The organism is Neochlamydia sp. AcF95 (assembly GCF_018342455.1).
In the GTDB taxonomy this organism is placed as follows: domain Bacteria; phylum Chlamydiota; class Chlamydiia; order Chlamydiales; family Parachlamydiaceae; genus Neochlamydia.
This window is the reverse complement of the sequence record NZ_JAEMUC010000026.1, coordinates 63,376-82,131: the sequence shown is the minus strand read 5'-3', so window position 1 is coordinate 82,131 and position 18,756 is coordinate 63,376. Positions and strand designations below refer to the sequence as shown.

The following is an 18,756-nucleotide window of genomic DNA, read 5'->3' as shown; positions in this document are numbered from 1 at the left end:
TTTAGATAGGTTAGGGATGCTAATAGGCAATAAAAATATAGTCTTAATAAGAATTATAATAAAAAAAATAATAAATCCACTTTAACAAACCAGTTGAAATAAGCTTTATTTAATGTTTGCTAATTTTAGTAGAATTTTCTTTTTATTTCTTGCTAGAAAGGCTATTTTTCTTTATTGCTTGGTTATCTGCTGCTAGGATAGCTATTTCTTTTAAGGAATCTTCATCTTCGTTAATTAAATTACGCATGATAAATTGCTTACGTTCTGGCGTATTCTTACCCATGTAAAATTGCACCGTAGTTTTAATATCAGAAAAAGCATGAATGGTTACAGGAAGAAGGCGGATATCTTGGCTGATAAACTGCTTGAATTCTCCCGGAGAAATTTCCCCCAAGCCTTTAAAACGGGTGATTTCTATTCCTTTTTTTAATTTAGCTACTGCTTTGTCACGTTCTTCAGGGCTATAGCAATAATAAGTTTTTTCTTTATTCCTCACTTTAAATAAAGGCGTTTCTAGGATGTAGAGGTGTCCATTTAAAACTAATCCTTCAAAATAGGTAAGGAAAAAAGTAATCAATAGGTTGCGGATATGCATGCCATCTACATCCGCATCGGTAGCTAAAACAACCTTCTGATAACGAAGCTGAGAAATATCATCTTCCACATTCAGGGCGCTCATCAGATTAAACAACTCTTCATTTTTATAAAGTTGATCCAGTTTCATGCCATGCACGTTTAAGGGCTTGCCGCGTAGAGAATAAACAGCCTGAGTAAAGGGATTTCTAGCAGCTACGATAGAAGCGCTTGCAGAATCTCCTTCCGTAAGGAAAATCATGCTTTTTTCTCCATCCGCAGTTCCATCTTGAAAATGACATTTGCAATCACGAAGCTTAGGAATTTTAAAGGAGATTTTTTTTTGCTTTTCTTTGGCTTCTTTCTTAACATTTGCCAGCTCTTTACGCAGCTTTTCATTAAAAGCGATTCTCTCAATAATTTGATTAGCTGTCGCTGAATTTTTATATAAAAGATCGATCACCGCTTCTTTTACTTCTTGAACGACCGGCCCACGCACTTCATTATTGCCTAATTTATTTTTAGTTTGCGATTCAAAAAGAGGATCTTTAACCTTAACAAGAACTGTTCCTACTATACCTTCCCGTACATCCACACCCTGGAAATTCTTTTTGGCATATTCATTGACACCTTTTAAAAGACCTTCACGAAAAGCTGATAAATGTGTACCTCCATCAGCCGTATATTGACCATTCACAAACGAGAAGTAGGTCTCTCCATAACTTTGCGTATGAAGAAAAGCAAATTCAAGCATTTTGCCACGATAATGCAAAGGCTCATACAAGCGATCGTCAACAGCCACTTCAGCATTTAATAGATCGAGTAAACCGTTTTTGGACTCAATACGCTCACCATTAAAGTGAATCACCAAGCCAGCATTCAAATAAGCATAATGCCAAAGGCGTTTAATAATGTATTCTTGATGAAAGCTATATTTCTTGAAAATTTCTATATCGGGAATGAATTGCACAAAAGTGCCGTTAGGTTCTTTCGTGGTCCCTTCAATTTTGTGCTTTAAAACCCCTTGAGAAAATTGGGCCTCAAGGTAATGGCCATCCCGATGACTGCGCGCTATAAAGCGGCTAGAAAGAGCATTTACCGCTTTGGTTCCCACACCATTTAGGCCTACAGAAAACTGAAAAACATCATCATTGTATTTGGCACCCGTATTGATTTGGCTTACGCATTCAATCACTTTACCAAGAGGGATTCCTCGACCATAGTCTCTTACGGCAATCATTCCTTTCTCTTCGTCTAATTCAATGACAATTTTATTCCCATGCTTCATAATAAATTCGTCAACACTGTTGTCGATAATTTCTTTAAGCATGATGTAGATACCATCATCTGGATGAGAGCCATCGCCTAAACGCCCTATGTACATCCCCGATCTCAATCGAATGTGGGATAAGGCGTCTAAAGTTTTTACGCTACTTTCGTCATATTGCTTTGCCATGAGTTAAACACTATGTTAAAAGGAATTTGAATGATTTATGGAAACAGAATATATAAAAACGAATTCTGAATCCAGGTTTTTGAACAGGAGCACCTACACAAATGCATGCAACAAATTTTTTTAAAGATAAAACGTTATTGATTACTGGGGGCACCGGCAGCTTTGGCCAAACACTAGCTAAGCGTCTACTCCTAGAAGATCAATGCCGTAAAGTTATTATCTTCAGTAGAGATGAATGGAAGCAGTGGGAGATGCGTCAATCAGCTCCTATTTTTTCTCATCCTAAAATCCGCTATTTCCTAGGAGATGTACGCGATAAATCCCGCCTTAAGCGCGCTTTTAGTGAAGTTAACTATATTGTGCATGCGGCTGCTTTAAAGCAAGTACCTGCTGCTGAATATAATCCTACTGAGTTCATTAAAACAAATATTATAGGTGCCATGAATGTAATCGATGCTGCCATCGATAGTGGTGTGGAAAAAGTTATCGCACTATCAACCGATAAAGCTGCCAATCCTATTAACCTTTACGGGGCGACTAAGCTATGTGCAGATAAACTTTTTGTAGCAGGAAACTCCTATGTAGGCGCTCGTAGTCACCCTACCTTTGCTGTAGTACGCTATGGAAATGTGCTTGGTAGCCGAGGAAGCGTTATTCCTTTTTGGAAGAAACTATTAGCCGAAGGCGCCCAGGCATTGCCTATCACCGATAAAAGAATGACACGCTTTTGGATCACCCTTGAGCAATCTGTTGATTTTGTGCTTCAATCTTTTTTACGTTCCCGAGGAGGAGAAATTTTTGTGCCCAAAATTCCTAGCATGAAAATCACAGATTTAGCTCAAGCATTTGCTCCTGCAAGCTCTCACATCTATACCGGTATTCGAGAAGGTGAAAAGCTGCATGAACTTATGATAGGCCTAGAAGATGCCCGTCATACCTGGGAATTTACCGATCATTATGTGATCATCCCGGAAATCTACCATCACGATGAATTACTGCAAGAGAAGCTATTAACAGGCGAAGAGGGGCGACGCTTGCCCGAAGATTTTTCTTATGCTTCTAACACTAATTCTCAATGGCTTGGAATTGAAGCTCTGCGTCAATTGATCCTCCAGCTTTGACCATAATTTTAAAATTATTTATAAGGGCATAATTTATATCTTTTAAGGAATGCCATGCGAATTGGAGTACTGGGAATTAATTATAAGCTTGCTGATTTGAAGCTCCGAGAATTATTGGCTAAGGCTTGCCAAAAACGCTTGGGAGCAGGAATCTCTATGCATGGCCATCACCACTTTATTCTTCTCTCTACTTGTAACCGCACCGAGATTTATTTTTGCTCAGATGATTTAGCTGATACTCATACCTATCTTCTTAATATTTTTAGGAATGAAGTCGATACGCAATTTGATCAAAAGCTTTACTCTTATTTTGGGCATGATTGCTTCTATCATCTTTCGCGCGTGACGGCAGGGCTTGATAGTGCTATCGTGGCAGAAACAGAAATTCAAAGCCAAGTTAAGCATGCTTACAAGATCTCTTGCCAATTTTCTCAACTTCCCGAGGAAATGCATTATCTTTTTCAAAAGTCTTTAAAGATAGCTAAAAAAATCCGCTCGCAACACCTTTTAACTCGCACTCTTCCTGATATAGAACATGCAATCTTCAACACAGGTAGCCATTTTTTTAAAAATCTTTCTCAGGCCAAAATCCTTTTGGTGGGAGCCTCTGCTATCAATCAAAAAATTCTTCGTTTTCTACTGAGTAAAAACTTTTCCGACATTACGATTTGTAATCGAACAAAAAAACATGCTATCGATCTTGCAAGGACCTACCAACTTAACCTTTTAGATTGGCAGTCTCTTGCGCAATGGCATCAGTTTGATTGGATTATCTGTGGCACTAAAGCTCCTCAGACGGTGATTAATTACTCGCACTTACCCTTTAAAGAAATTCCAGCTAAGCTACTGATAGACTTAGGGGTGCCTCGAAATATAGATCCTTCTGTTGCTCGGCATACTCAAATAACTCTTCTTAATATTGACCAAATTAATCGCATGCTTACCTTTCGCAAGCAAAAGCTTTACGAACATTTGACTAAGGCTGATCAGGGCATTATCGAAGCTACTAAGCAGCATATCCATCTCTTTAAGCAAAAGCAAACTTATCGAGAGCAGCTACTAGCTGTAGGAATGGGCGCTTAAAGTTTTTTTAAGCTCCTTGCCCGCATTAGATAGAAGCTTATTCAATTTTTTCTTCTCAATTCTTACAAGCTATTGTATGATCGAGATAAAAAAATTGAGCGCACTACCATGCAAGGCATCCTAAATTCTTCAAAAACCTTCCCCCTACTCCTATTTCTTGTCCTTGGAAAGGCTGCCATCATGATTTTAACCATTCTCTATAGCCCTATTGGCTTGGGGCCAGACGAGGCTCAATATTGGACATGGAGCCAAGATCTTAGTTGGGGTTATTATAGTAAGCCGCCCGGCATTGCTTGGCAAATCTGGTTGGGCACTCATTTGCTAGGAAATACAGAGCTAGGGGTACGCTGTATGTCTGTAGTTTTAGCAGCCCTCTATCCTCTTTTGATTTACTCCTTAACATGGAGTTGCGGATTAAAGCCTAAGACATGCTTTTGGGCAGGGCTCGTTATGGCTTTAACCCCTCTAGGCATGGCAGGAAGCTTTTTTGCTATTACGGATGGGGGGATGATGCTCTTTTGGATCTTGGCATGCCTAGTGATAGCTTATGTTTTAAATAGAGATCAGACGCCTTCTTACTGGCTTTTAGGCCTAATCGTGGGATTAGGAGCTCTTTTTAAATGGCCTATCTATATTCTATGGCTAGGGATTCTTTGCCTTTTCCCTCTCTATCCTCGGCTCATCCATCGCCATTTTTTAATAGGCTTAGCTATTTCACTTTTAGGGCTTTTTCCTTCAATAGTTTGGAATGCCCAGCATGATTGGGTAACTTTTCGTCATGTTTTTTCTACCCTGTATCTCCCCCCAGTTCCTTTAAAGGCAAAATCTACCTTTTTCAATGGCAATTTTTGGGAGTTTCTAGGAGCTCAATCAGCCTTGCTCTCGCCTGTTGTTTTTATACTTTTACTCCTTAGCCTTTACAGATTATACAAAGAGCGGCATACGCTCCCTTCTGCTTTATGCTTTTGCGGTTTCCTTTGCTTTTCTTTGCTTAGCCTATTTTTAACGCTCTCTATTTTTAAAAAATTGCAAGGCAATTGGGGAGATTTTGCCTTTCCTTCAGGAATAGTATGTCTCTGCTGGTTTTGCTGTGAACGAGCGCAAAAAATGCTTTTTTGGCTAAAAGGAGGGCTTGTTCTCTCCCTTTTATTATGTCTATTAGCTTTTCTACTCCCCACCCTGCAACCCTCTCTTGCTTTTAACATCCCTTATAAAATTAATCCCTTCAAGCATAACCTAGGATGGAGCACCTTGCGTCAGGAATTGGCTACTATAAAGGTAGATCCTACGAAGGAATTTTTATTTAGCGATAAGTACCAGATGAGTAGCCTCTTAAGTTTTTATAATCCAACTCAGCAAAGAGCTTATTTTTTAAATTTACAAGGAGCAAGAAAAAATCAATTTTCCTTTTGGCCTAGCATGAAAGAAGAGCAGCTAGGAAAAACGGGATATTTTATTGTAACTGAGAATAGTCCCCATCTTGATCAGCTGGATGATCTTCAGATCCAACACTACTGCCACTTACTTGCCAAATATTTTCAGACAGTTGAATTTAAAGAAAAAAAAATTCTTTTCTCCCTTGGCCATCAGAAAGTTAAAGAAGCGGCTTTATTTAAATGTATTAATTATCAAGGCCTCCTCCCGGCTGATCCAGAGTTATATTGATCTTAAAGAAACACTTAAAAAAAGAAGCAGGCCAATAAGTTCTAAGCACTCAATCATCAAGAGAGAGGCGACAAAAAGCCCTTTCTTTTTCGATTTTAGAGCTTTACATCTAGAATATTAATAAGCTTTTACGCTACAATGAGACCATGAAAGCAGAATATCCTAGCTGCTGTTTGGGACTCCTTGGGAAGATAAAGCCAATCAACGATATTATTTTTTTGGGGGATCACGACGCTAGCCACTCGGTGTCAGAATACCTGTTATTCGAGGCATCGATCGCTAGGGAGTGGACCCACCTATACAGACTGTGTTGATTACGCAGTTTTCCAAGCCCCTTACAGCGGCCTTTTTACCCTCGCTGAGCTCTTTTTTTAAGCCCTTCATTTAAGCTAGCCCTTTTAGTAAAGCGCATGGATCCATTTAACCTTAAAAAAAGAGAAGGTTATTGCTCTTATTTAAAATAGATCGATTCTTTGAGAAGTTTTTCGATGAGGAATTTGGGTGACTTTGTAGGCTTCAGAGAGAGAGAAAATTTCAATTTTAAAATAAGCTTCTAAGGTTTTTAAAAATCTATCCACCACTTCTTGCTTACTTGGCAAATACTCACCTAACTTGCATAGGAAATTATCATGAGAGCGTTGTTCACGATACCCAGGCATTTTAGGAGGCATTTTTAGGTAAGCCATGTTTTCTGCCTGGTAGTCCCATAAAAATGAAGTATGATGGAGCCAACGATTTTTCGTCATATATTGGGCATTCCCTCCACATTTTCTCCCTTTAATCACATAATCATTCTCACATAAACGCAATTCTATCTCCTTAAAGACCACACGATAAAAAATCTCGCTCCACCGAAAAACAGCTTGCGGATAGCAGGGAATGCCCAGATCTGCCTGATTAAAAATAAAAGTCTTTATTATAGAATTCGCATCAATGAAAACGGTCCCTCCCCCACTGAATCGGCGAATCAGCGGCACAGGCTGCCTTCGAAATTTCTCAAGATCAATAACTTTTTCAGGAGAAGAAGATATCCCCATAACGATCGCTTCTGGAGGGTTGGGGTTGATTAAACACCAATTACGTTGATCGGCGCGCAAAAGAGCTTCTTCTAGCTGCAATTGCTCCAGGATAGTAGATTGGCTTAAAAGCAGCAAATTAAGAGAGGGACGCAAGAGGATGTTACTCACTTCCTTCACTGTTAGGAAAAGAAGAAAGAGCCTCTTGATTGACCAGCTCAGAATTTTTATTAGCATTAAATCGCACCAAGGCAATCATTAGAACAGAAATATCTGCTGGCGAAACTCCTGAAAGGCGTGAAGCCTGCCCTAAATTTAAGGGATGGGCATCTACTAGTTTTTGGAGAGCTTCATTTCTTAAGCCCGTAATAGAGGCAAAATCGAAATCTTTAGGGATGAGAATATGCTCAAGATGAGCCAATTTAGCGACTTCGCCATGCTGACGTTGAATATACCCTGCATATTTTAGAGCAAGCTCAATCTGAAAGTTAATTTCCATACCGTAATCCTGCATCTCAGCGGGATAATCATTTAATAAACTTGCATAATTATTTTCTGGACGGCAAAGAAGCTGCGCTAGGCTATACCCTTTTCCTTTGAGCTGAACGAAAGCTTTTTCCAGTCGATTCACGCCTTCTTGAATCATTCTTTCTTTATATTTAAGAGAAGCATAGCGTTTTTCTTCTATCAGGCCAATTTCATAACCATAGTGGCGCAATCTAAGGTCGGCATTATCTTGCCTGAGCAAAAGACGGTGCTCGGCTCGGCTAGTAAACATGCGATAAGGCTCCTCTAAACCCTTAGTGACCAGATCATCGATCATTACACCAATATAAGCTTCCGATCTTTTCAAGATTAATGGGGGTTTAGCTTGTACATGATGAGCGGCATTGATTCCTGCTATTAATCCTTGTCCAGCAGCTTCTTCGTACCCTGAAGTTCCATTGATTTGCCCAGCAAGAAAAAGTCCTTCTATCGTCTTACATTGCAAAGAGCTATCAATTTGCCCACTGACTACATAGTCATATTCGATAGCATAAGCAGGACGCATGATTTCAGCATTTCTTAAAGCAGGAATACTTTTAATGAAAGCCATTTGTACATCAAAAGGGAGAGAAGAAGAGACCCCATTAACATATACCTCTTCTGTTTTTAAGCCCTCAGGCTCCAAAAAAATTTGATGGCGCTCTTTATCTGCAAAGCGCACGATTTTATCTTCAATCGAGGGACAATAGCGGGGGCCCACGCCTGTGATTTTACCTGAATACATAGGAGAGCGATGAATATTTTCTAAAATGATCTTTTTAGTTTCTTCGGTAGTATAAGTGATATAGCAAGATATTTGAGGTAAGCGATTGATGGGCTCATCATCGAAAGAGAACTTCACATTCGGATCGCCGGGCTGCTCTTCAGTGTGACTATAATCGATCGAGCGCTGGTTCACTCGTGGTGGAGTACCTGTTTTTAGGCGCCCTAACTTTAAACCTAGCTTGATCAAGCTAGCTGATAAGCCCACAGCAGGCTGGTCACCAGCACGGCCGCCGGCATAGTTAGTCTCCCCAATATGCAGCAAGCCTCGCATAAAAGTTCCGGAAGAAATCACTAAAGCTGAGCAATAGTAAAGAATGCCTTCCTTAGTAATGACCCCTTGGATACGATCTTGTTCAACAATTAATTCTTCAATGGTCCCTTGTTTAATTTCTAAGCCAGGCGTTTTCTCCAAGCGATGCTTCATCTCCAACTGATAAGCGGCTTTATCGGCTTGCGCTCTAGGAGCCCATACCGCAGGACCTTTAGTAGCATTCAACATCCGAAATTGAATTCCTGTACAATCGATAGCTTTGCCCATTTCTCCACCTAGGGCATCGATTTCCCGGACAATATGGCCTTTAGCCACACCCCCTACAGCAGGATTGCAGCTCATTTTTCCAATCGTATCCAAATTCATTGTTAATAGAAGTGTCCTTGCACCTAGGCGAGCAGAAGCTAAAGCAGCTTCACAACCTGCATGGCCAGCTCCCATGATAATAACATCATACTTGGTTGGATATTTCCACATAAAAATTAAAGATTGAAAGAATGATTTGAGAAGCAAAAGAGAACGCAGGGGTTCTCTTTAAAACTTTGCCAGCTATTTTAGCCGGTTAGGTTTTGTGACGATCACGTCTACTACGCTTTTTGCGCTTATGCTTTGCAATTTTGTATCTGCGCTTCTTTTTTACAGATGACATAGTTTCTCCCGAACAACAGTTATATATTTTAAATTTAAATGCTTAAAAGGCTAATTTGGGGAATGATACTCTATTTGGCATTAAAAAGTAAAGTCATATCTTGAAGAGAAGATGCAGCCAAGACAGCTGGTACGGCAAGTAAAAATTCATAGCTCTGGAGGGGATTGAAAGAACACACATAGAATTTCTGTTGATCTTAAGCGTTTTTAACACCAACCATTGCCAAATTTAAATTTACCTCTAACGCTATTTATACACGCTCAAGGACAGAGAAAGAAGAAAAAGATCTTGTAAGTATTGAAATTGACAACTCTTAGGAAGGTAAATTTGTGGCTAAAAGTGGGTATAGGATTGCAAAATAGAGAGGGAGGTAAAAAACCTGTTCATTATATAGGCTAATACCTAGGAACCTATTTTTGAAGCATTCAAGACCTTCTCTTAAGACAAAATTTGGTTATTTTTTATTCTTAGGCTTTAAATTTGATAAAATATTTTTACACCAATTTAGGCAACTTTCCTGGCCGCAACCGTAATCAAAAACAACAGGTGCCAGCTTAAGCCTCATGTGGATGTTAAAAGTTTTCAAAACTTTTTTAGCTATAATGTTCTATAAGATCTTCGAAGGGCATTACAAAAAAACAGAATTTACTTAATAGAAAAATAAAAAATTTCATAATTACTACAGAATCAATTATTTAAAAAAATTATTGACAAGAATAAACATAAATTAAAAAAATGGTAATCATCTCACTTGGGTGAGAAAAGTTGAACTATAATCCTTAAAATATCAGGTGGCTTAGTGAAATATAATTCTTAAAACATTTAGGAGGTTTAGCATGGATCCTACAAAAACTAGCTGGGGCAACCCATCCTCTTCAAGCTGGAGCAGCCTAGCTTCTTTGCCTCGCCAGGTACCAGCATCTGCTGCCGCTACAAGCAACGTTTGGAGCAACTTCCAAGCAGACACCTCAAATCCAGAAAACCCTTCCCCCTCACGATGGGCCTTACAGACTACCCGAAATACAGCGGCGACTAACCCAAGTTCTCCTAGTAGCGTTATCGATAACCCTTCTAATGCCTTAGCGGCATGGAGTAACCTAGCACAAAATACTTTTGAAGGTCAAAGTGAAACGCTTCAAATCACCCAGCATAGTCGTAATGCCCTTGCAGATGCAGCGCAAGCTGAGGGGGCTTTGTCTGTTGAAACTCATAATGAGCAAATGAGAGTTGTTGACCGTACGCTAAATAAAGCAGTATCGAGCACTGCAGATAATATAGACATCATCATCAGTACCATACGTGAATTTGCTCTACAAGTTCAAGACGCAAACCACCAAATTAGCGATTATTGTAAGGCTATTATTGAACGCGCCATAAGCAATGACGCTTCTCTCAGCCCCGATGATATAATAAAAGCTAAATTAATCGTTGAGTTTTCTGCTAACAATGTAGTGGTGATGAAAAATTCTAGTGAAGCAGCTTTAGATCTGGCAAGCAAAGGAGGAAGCGCTATTAGCCAGCAAACCTTGGGAACTATAGATATTATTTTCAAAGCCCGTGCTGCCCAAGTTACTTTGTTTACACAAAAGCTTGAAGTGTTTCAAAAGCAAGAGCAACACGATCTTGATCTCATATTCAAGATCCAGGAGGTCAAATTGAAAGACCACGCCCAGTTTTTTCAACAATTAAAAGAGGTGATTCATCTCCAAGAGGAAGCTACAGATGGCAAAGCACGCCGAGAGATTGAAACAAGAAAAGCTGATTTGGAAGAACAAATCCAACTTCGCGGCCAATACCTAAAAGAAGAAGAGTCCCATAACAAGCATCAACTCGAAAAAGAGGCCTTAAGCGCAGAAATTGACTTAAAAAAACAAGCTGTTCAAATAGAAGAAAAATTGACGGCTATAAAAGAAGCTGAACAAAAGGCAGCAGCCCTGAATCAAGAGTTAGAAATACGAGAAAAAGCCAAAAATGAGGCAGAACGAATTGCAGCAGAAGCTAGGACAGAGTCAGAGCGCATTGCAGCAGAAGCTAGAGTTGCCGCGGAAAAAAATCGGCTTGAGGCTACCATTCAAAAAAAGCAAATTGCTATGAACGAACGCACCGAACGCCTGAAAACGGTAGCTTCTATAGTAAGGCCTCCTTGTATCCTTCAGTAGTTAGATAAGGAATAACCTGTTTTACTTACCCTTATGCTCCTTCCGTCTTAGGGAGGAGCATAAGGGGGATTTATCATGAAACTTAACTAAAAGGTGAAGTTATGACTTATCTTCCTACCGATATCTGTAAGGCCTATCAATCAGCAGCCAATACAATCGATCAAAATCGAAATGAGAGCAATAAAACGATTAGGTTAGCTAGCGATAAAATCGATCAGTTTTTTCAACAGCAGCGGCAAGTCGAGGCAGATGCTGCCCAACAGCAGCAACGCCAGGAGCGAGAGAAAGAAGCCTTTGAGAGGCAAAAAGTATTCCATGATCTGGCTTTAAAAGAGCAGCAGCATCAATTTCACATGCAGATTGAAACACGAAGACACCGAGCACAACAAGAGGATGAAGCTCATAATAAGCAACTAGCTAGCAATAAAGCAAAGTTTGAAGGAGAATTTAAAAATAGACAAGAGAAATTCGAAAAAAAGCAAGCTGCCTTAAAACCTATTGTTCATGCATCCGCACGTAGCCCATCTCCTGAGCCAGATTCCTCAAGATTAGCTGCTTATTCTAGTCTTTCGCCCTCATCTATGCCAACAGTACCTCAGGCAAAGAGCCCTCTTCCTGTAAATGCTGTAGCTAGCTCTATCCATTGCGCTCAAGTTGCACAGCCAGATCCGCGTCCCCCTTATCTATCTGGCGAAACAGGGGAAAGCACCTCCCTCCCGCTGTTAGTACCCGTTGGCCATTCCCAAACTGTGCAACCCAATTCTAGCTCCCCTTCTGCTGCTGTAAGAAATTCGGTGCTTACACCTCTTCCGCGACTAGCCTCTCTAGGTCAATCTCAAGCTACGCACTCAAGTCGTACACCGCCTTCTACCTCTGTGAGAAGTGCGGGGCTTGCACCTCTTCCGCGACTAGCCCCTCTGGGTCAATCTCAACCTATACACTCGGACTAAAGCCATGCTTCATTCATTTCAAAAACTTGGGAGCTTCTCTGTTCTCTTCACTTAATTAGGAGGAAGTTATGCATCCTACTCAGAATGTATACCCATCTGTGCCCTCAGGCCCTTCTCTATCCCCACCCTCTTCACCTCAAAAAGCAAGTACCTGCCAAACAGACATACAGACCCACTTTGCAAGAAACATCCTGGAAAATAGCCAATCGCCTTCAGCGGAAAATTTACAAAGAAGTGGCGCCTTAGCTTCTGCTAGAGCCCAACGTGATGTAACAACCTTGCTGGAGGCCAAGCTTAAATATCCTAGCTTTAAACTAAGCGAACAAGAGAGCTTAGCTGTCCTCATGGAAGGCATCCGGCATGGCCAGAACGTGGCAAGCCAAGCAGCAAATAAGCATATCGTAGCCTTCATAGGATTAACCGGAGCAGGTAAAAGTACTTTGGTCAATGATTTGTGTGGATGCGATTTACTCTTTAAGCGACCACGTGAGCTTGGCTTTTGCGGTCTAAGCAAGGTTGCCGCAGTCAAGCCCCATCATCAAGGAGGGAAGCTTGATGAAATAACACCCATAAGGCACTCAGGATACTCACAGACAACTTTTCTGCCTCAATTTGTTACTAATGAGCAAGCAACATATTGCGATTTCCCGGGTTTTTTAGAGCAAGATAGTTATGAGATCGGCATAGCGAAAGCCGTTACTCTCCCAACTATTTTTAACACAGCACAGACTTTAAAAGTAATCATCTTAATTAGCTATGCTAGTTTAAGAGCTGATAAAGCTAAAGGATTAACTGATCTCTTGTACCTCTGTAGCCATCTCTTTGGTTCTAAGGAAAATCTTCTGAAGCATGTCTCCTCTATCCTTCTCGGCGTAACCCAGCTCCCTTCTGTAGAAAGCGAACAATTAGACGACCTGAAAGCTTTTATCTCAAATGTAGGTGACCCCTTAGACCGCGAAGTTTGCTCTCAATTAGCTCAGCGGCTCTTTATCTATGACCCTCTCCCTACTTTCCCCATGAAGAATGCAGGAGCAAGTTCTAGAGAAGATATTATCCAGCGAATCAGACATTTACCCTCTATCGGACATCCCTCCAACTTCAAAGTCGTATTATCCCCTAGCGATTTGCAAGGCTTAGATACATTGTTAAGTATCTTCAAAGAAAAAATCACCCATATTACCTCAAAGCCAGAGTTATCCGATCATGACTTTAAGCAGTTAGCGACTTATCTAGCAAGCCTTATGCCCCTCGACTTTTTAGAAAATCAACATATATCCACGTTAATGGAAAACTTGCAAGAAATCTTAACGGCCAAATTTCGGCATTTGCTGGAAGAGTTTAGCCGCCTATACGAGGCTGAAGATATGAAAAGTTTTCAACTTCTTAAAGATATGGATGCAGGTCTACGCCATTTTGACTCTAGCACAAAAGAACGTTTACTTAAGCTTTTTGATGATGAACTTCGCTCCTCTGCTGATATTGGCCTACAGGCCCAATTACTTAAAACAACTTCTTTACAATATGTGAAACATTCTCAGCAGCTGATGAATATTGTTTTAGCAGCAAATGCAGAGGTCGAAAGATTAGGGGCGCTCCTCTTTACTAATGCCCAACAATTTGCAGACCAAACCTATCAACTGAGCCAGTCTTTACATTCCCTTACTGATAAGCTAGAAGAAGAGCTTAAGGAAGGAGGGCTATCAGCAAATCGTATGGCACAAGCTCATTGTCTCTTTGGCTTTGCTCGGCTTAGCCTCCAGATTATCCAAGATACTTCCTGGCAATGCCTCAGCCTAGAGAAAAAGGCAGCGACAGAAATGGGGTCAGAGCTTAAAGAGACGCTAAAATTAGCGTTCCATGCAAGAAAATTAGAGATTGACGATTTGACTAAGCAATACGAGCTGGTAGAAAAACAGAAGGATCACAAGTGGGCAATCTTTATGAAATTGCATGCTGGCAAATTAAAGGAGGAGACCCAGCTCTACAATCAACTTTTACAAGTAGAAGAATTAAAGCGACAAACAAATACCGCAGCCATGCGTCAAGAAATAGCTTCTTGGCAGCAAAGGAATAGAGAAATTCAAGCGATACAAGAACTATCACAAAAAGAACAGGAAATCTACCAAAAACATCAACAAAGCATGTATTGCTTAGAGCTTGAAAACATAGGCAAGAGCATTCGATTCGATGTACAAGCACGATGCCAACTAGCAGAACTTTTAACCTTCCAATTAAAAAAAGGAGGAAATCATGGCGGCCCCCATTCAACGCAATGAAAGTCAAGTTTTTTTAACAACTATAGGAGCTGAAACACCGATCTCTTTAGCCGCTCCTGCTGAGCAGGCTCAAGTATTAGCACCTGACTCGCATACCATTAATGTCAATGATTCATTGGCTCGTAAGCTCGATAATCCTTCCGAAAAATTGCCACCCGAGGAAAGTATCGCGGTATTGATGGAGTGTATTAGACGCGGAGAAATAGAAGCAGAGAAAGCTAAAGACCAAGAGCTTGTCATGGTGATTGGCAATACGGGCTGCGGCAAAAGCACCTTTAGCAATGCTATGTATGGTTGCACCATGAAAAAAGTTGCTCCAACACGTCGCGGAGAGGGAATAGGTTCAAGGGTGATCGTTGAGAAAGGTAGCGCTCGCGACGAAGTGATGAAGATTGGTCATACTAACAATTCACAAACCTTTATGCCTCAGCTAATCGAAATAGAAAACCATGTGAGCATTTGCGATTGTCCTGGCTTTTTGGATAATCGAGGCTACGAGATCAATATCGCAAATGTTACTAATATAAGAAAGGTTTTTACGAAAGCTAAAAGTGTAAAAGTAGTAGTACTTATCAACTATTATAGCTTATTAGCAGACAGAGCTCGTGGGCTTCAAGATGCAATTAATATTTGTTGTAATTTGTTTGGATCAAAAGAAAACCTCGTCAAGCACAAAAATGCTATTCTTTTAGGTATCACCCATATTCCTTCAGCTCACCCTGATGAAGAGAAAGGTTCACTAAATGACTTAAAAGAAATTATTAGAAAAATTAAGCTGATCAATGAATTTGAAGAAACTACCCTTCGTGAGTTAAGTGAACGCCTCTTTATTTATGATCCTGTAGATCCTAAGGAGTTAGAATATGCAGAGGCATTAACTAAAGAGGAGGTATTAAGCAAAATAGCTGAACTTGAATGCATCCAAAATCCCAAGGCTATTTTTAAAACAGCCTTGAATAATTCAGATATCAAAGAATTAATTGATATCTTTGAGCAAATCCAAAAAAATATTAAGGCTATTTTAGATAAAGCAAGCCTATCGGATAATGATTTTAAAACAATTGCTGATTATCTACATAATCTTCAAAAGCTAGAAATTATTGATCATCCTCGCATTTTTAAGCTAGTCGCCGAGACTAGGCAACTCATTGCCGAGCATTTTCGTGAAATGATTAAACAGTTTGATCGCTGCTGTGCTGATGAATCCTATCGCCTTGAAGGTGAATCACGCGCCATCCTTGCTAGCTTAGAAAAAGGCATTCAACATTTTGATAATCAAATTCAGTCTCAATTCAATATCGAAGATTTACAGAAGCGGTTTGCTCTCTCCATAAAAAGGAAGGCGGCTGGGCAGGCAGCCCGCGAGCTCGCTGGCTTGCACTGCACATTTCTTGAAAAGCTCAACCTTAACGATTTTGTCTCAGCTGAGTGCTCCTTACAGGAAATTAAATATAAATTAGGTATCTTTGAAAGAGAATATCAAGAAATAAATATCTCTCCTGAGATTGACCTTCAAAAGTTAGAAAGACAATATATTCAAAAGAAAACAATGTATGGTAAAGAGCGACTCACCAAGTTAGCCAATATAGCTCTTGGGGAGCTTAAAAGTTTAGTGGAGCAATTTACACGGGAATGCGCTATTCATGACTGGGAGGGAGCAAGGCGTGCGATAGATAAAATTAAGCAAGAAGTGCATAACTTTGAAAAAGATTACCATACAACAGATTTATCACATTCCATTAACACTGAAGAATTAGAAAGCTTTTTTATTACAAGCAAAGCCAATTATGATAAAGATCAGCTCACCAAATTAGCCAATATAGCTCTTGGGGAGCTTAAAAGTTTAGTGGAGCAATTTACGCGGGAATGCGCTACCCATGATTGGGAGGGAGCAAAGCGTGCGATAGATAAAATTAAGCAAGAAGTGCATAACTTTGAAAAAGATTACCATAAAACAGATTTATCACATTCCATTAACACCAAAGAATTAGAAAGCTTTTTTATTACAAGCAAAGCCAATTATGATAAATATCAAGCCGAAAAAGCTCTTCTACCGCTTACATCATTAGAGACACAGTTTCGAATAAAATGTGCTCAAAATGATTTCGAAGGGGCAAAGAGTTTGCTGGAGGAAATTAAACGAACTCTGCCTGCTTTTGAGGCTAAATATCGTCATACAGGCCTACCTTCTAATATTAACATCGATCAATTAGAAAGCTTTTTTATTACAAGCAAAAAACAATATAAGGAAAAACAAATAAAAGATTATTTGGATCAACATACTCCTTCTCTCTCTCAGCCTGATCAATCATCTCCTCTTGTAAATACCAATAGGCTCTTGATTTGGAAAAGAATTCCTGGAGGAAAAGAAATTTTAGATGAAGAAAAAGTTAAGTGCCTACCCTTAGAAAAAAAAGGAGAACTGTTTAAGGTTTGGATAAAAAACTATGGAGAAGATATTAAGTATTTAGACTTAAGTGCAATGGACTTGACCTGTTTGCCCCCAGAAATAGGAGAGCTATCCCAGCTGCAACACTTGAACTTAGAAAAAAACCATCTCACTTCCCTTCCTACAGAGATAAGACAGCTATCCAAGCTGCAATACCTTTACTTAAACTACAGCCAGCTTACCTCCCTTCCCGCATGGATAGGCCAGCTATCTCAGCTGCGAAACCTTTACTTAAAGGGCAATCAACTTACCACTCTTCCTGCAGAGATAGGACAGCTATCCCAGCTGCAATACTTGAACTTAGAAAAAAACCGCCTCACTTCCCTTCCTACAGAGATAAGACAGCTATCCAAGCTGCAATACCTTTACTTAAACTACAACCAGCTTACCCCCCTTCCTACCTCGATAGGACAGCTATCCAAGCTGCAATACCTTTACTTAAACAGCAATCAACTTACCACTGTTCCTGCAGAGTTAGGCCAGCTATCTAATCTGCTAACCCTTGGCTTAGAAGACAACCGGCTTACTTCCCTTCCTGCAAAGATAGGGCAGCTATCTAAGCTGCGATACCTTTACTTAGGCGGCAACCAACTTGCCTCCCTTCCTGCAGAGATAGGACAGCTGACTTGTCTGCAATTTCTTTACTTAAACTACAACCAGCTTACCTCCCTTCCCGCATGGAGAAGACAGCTTTCGAAGCTAGAAAGGCTTGACTTAAGAGGCAACAAACTTACTTTCCTTCCTGCAGGGTTAGGCCAGTTATCCAATCTGCGATACCTTGAATTAGAAAACAACCAGCTTACTTCCCTTCCTGCGGAGATAGGGCAATTGTCTCATTTGCAAAAGCTTAACTTAACAGATAACCAGCTTACATCTCTTCATGCAAGGATAGGGAAGCTTTCCCAGCTAAAAGAACTTGATTTAAGCAGCAACCAGCTTACCTCCCTTCCTGCGGAGATAGGGCAGCTATCCAAGCTAAAAGAACTCCATTTAGGCAACAACCAGCTTACATCCCTTCCTGCGGAGATAGGGCAGTTGTCTCATCTGCTAACCCTTAGCTTAGTAAAAAACGGGCTTACTTCCCTTCCTGCGGAGATAGGACAGCTATCTCGGCTGCACGATTTTAACTTAAGCATTAATAAGCTTACATCTCTACCTGCAGAGATAGTAGGCCAGCTATCTGGCCTGGGATGTCTTATCTTAGACGACAACCAGCTTACCTCCCTTCCCGCATGGATAGGACAACTTCCGAATCTATACAAGCTTCTCTTAAATAACAACCAGCTAACTTCCCTTCCCACATGGATAGGCCAGCTATCACAACTTGGAGCCCTTAGATTAGAAAACAACCGGCTTACTTCTCTTCCTGCGGAGATAGAACAGCTTTCTAAGCTTTGGGGGCTTTCCTTAGACGGAAATCCGCTAAGCAATATTCCAGCTAAAATAAAGAAGCGTTTTAATCTCTAGCTAAAAAATATTTGCCCTCTCTTATATAGCCTTAAAAGGGCAAAGAGGTAAACATAGAAATCTTTAAAGATATAGAGCTTTGGGTTTATCATAAAGGTATAGCAACTAGGAGTAGGTTGCCGCAAACGGCCAAGGGAAGATATTAGCATTCTTGGAGAGATAAATTAATTATAAAATCTTACTTTCCTAGTTATAGGCTGAATATTTTTAAGAAGAAAAGCACAAAAAATAGGAGATAAGGTGGCTGATAACTTGAAATAAATTTATAATGGGGGCTATTGAGCTAAGCCCCTTCTTTAGTTTAACATCA

Annotated in this window: 11 protein-coding genes; 7 read left to right on the top strand and 4 right to left on the bottom strand. The window is 40.2% G+C overall.

The window, feature by feature from the left end:
- Positions 1-142: 142 nt before the first annotated feature.
- Positions 143-2,029: a DNA topoisomerase IV subunit B gene (locus NEOC95_RS02315; protein WP_213151250.1), complete on the bottom strand. Its 1,887-nt coding sequence runs from the start codon at positions 2,027-2,029 to the stop codon at positions 143-145.
- A gap of 101 nt (positions 2,030-2,130) precedes the next feature.
- Between NEOC95_RS02315 and pseB the strand changes: the two genes are divergently transcribed.
- From pseB to NEOC95_RS02300, 3 genes are all read left to right on the top strand, one after another.
- Positions 2,131-3,150, top strand: coding sequence for a UDP-N-acetylglucosamine 4,6-dehydratase (inverting) (gene pseB / locus NEOC95_RS02310; protein ID WP_166158139.1), 1,020 nt, complete (start codon positions 2,131-2,133; stop codon positions 3,148-3,150).
- A gap of 54 nt (positions 3,151-3,204) precedes the next feature.
- Positions 3,205-4,233: a glutamyl-tRNA reductase gene (locus NEOC95_RS02305; protein ID WP_166158142.1), complete on the top strand. Its 1,029-nt coding sequence runs from the start codon at positions 3,205-3,207 to the stop codon at positions 4,231-4,233.
- A 180-nt stretch (positions 4,234-4,413) separates the two neighbouring features.
- On the top strand, positions 4,414-5,898 hold the full coding sequence (locus NEOC95_RS02300) for an ArnT family glycosyltransferase (protein ID WP_213151248.1): 1,485 nt from the start codon (positions 4,414-4,416) through the stop codon (positions 5,896-5,898).
- Positions 5,899-6,353: 455 nt separating this feature from the next.
- Here NEOC95_RS02300 and NEOC95_RS02295 read toward each other — a convergent pair whose 3' ends face one another.
- The 3 genes from NEOC95_RS02295 to NEOC95_RS09580 form a co-directional block, all read right to left on the bottom strand.
- Positions 6,354-7,085, bottom strand: a complete 732-nt coding sequence (locus tag NEOC95_RS02295) for a lipoate--protein ligase family protein (protein ID WP_213151246.1) — start codon at positions 7,083-7,085, stop codon at positions 6,354-6,356.
- Positions 7,078-8,973 carry a tRNA uridine-5-carboxymethylaminomethyl(34) synthesis enzyme MnmG gene (gene mnmG / locus NEOC95_RS02290; protein ID WP_213151245.1) on the bottom strand — a complete coding sequence of 632 codons (1,896 nt, stop codon included), beginning with the start codon at positions 8,971-8,973 and terminating at the stop codon, positions 7,078-7,080. The genes NEOC95_RS02295 and mnmG overlap by 8 nt, the downstream gene beginning before the upstream one ends.
- Positions 8,974-9,058: 85 nt before the next feature.
- Positions 9,059-9,145: an AURKAIP1/COX24 domain-containing protein gene (locus NEOC95_RS09580; RefSeq protein ID WP_079979849.1), complete on the bottom strand. Its 87-nt coding sequence runs from the start codon at positions 9,143-9,145 to the stop codon at positions 9,059-9,061.
- A gap of 836 nt (positions 9,146-9,981) precedes the next feature.
- On the opposite strand from NEOC95_RS09580, the gene NEOC95_RS02280 reads away from it, so the two are divergent.
- The 4 genes from NEOC95_RS02280 to NEOC95_RS02265 all read left to right on the top strand — a co-directional run bounded on the left by NEOC95_RS02280 (position 9,982) and on the right by NEOC95_RS02265 (position 18,446).
- On the top strand, positions 9,982-11,304 hold the full coding sequence (locus tag NEOC95_RS02280) for a hypothetical protein (RefSeq protein ID WP_213151243.1): 1,323 nt from the start codon (positions 9,982-9,984) through the stop codon (positions 11,302-11,304).
- Positions 11,305-11,405: 101 nt separating this feature from the next.
- Positions 11,406-12,254, top strand: a complete 849-nt coding sequence (locus NEOC95_RS02275) for a hypothetical protein (protein WP_213151241.1) — start codon at positions 11,406-11,408, stop codon at positions 12,252-12,254.
- Positions 12,255-12,322: 68 nt separating this feature from the next.
- On the top strand, positions 12,323-14,530 hold the full coding sequence (locus NEOC95_RS02270) for a GTPase (protein WP_213151239.1): 2,208 nt from the start codon (positions 12,323-12,325) through the stop codon (positions 14,528-14,530).
- Positions 14,505-18,446, top strand: a complete 3,942-nt coding sequence (locus NEOC95_RS02265) for a leucine-rich repeat domain-containing protein (protein WP_213151237.1) — start codon at positions 14,505-14,507, stop codon at positions 18,444-18,446. Before NEOC95_RS02270 ends, NEOC95_RS02265 begins: the two co-directional genes overlap by 26 nt.
- Positions 18,447-18,756 lie beyond the last annotated feature (310 nt).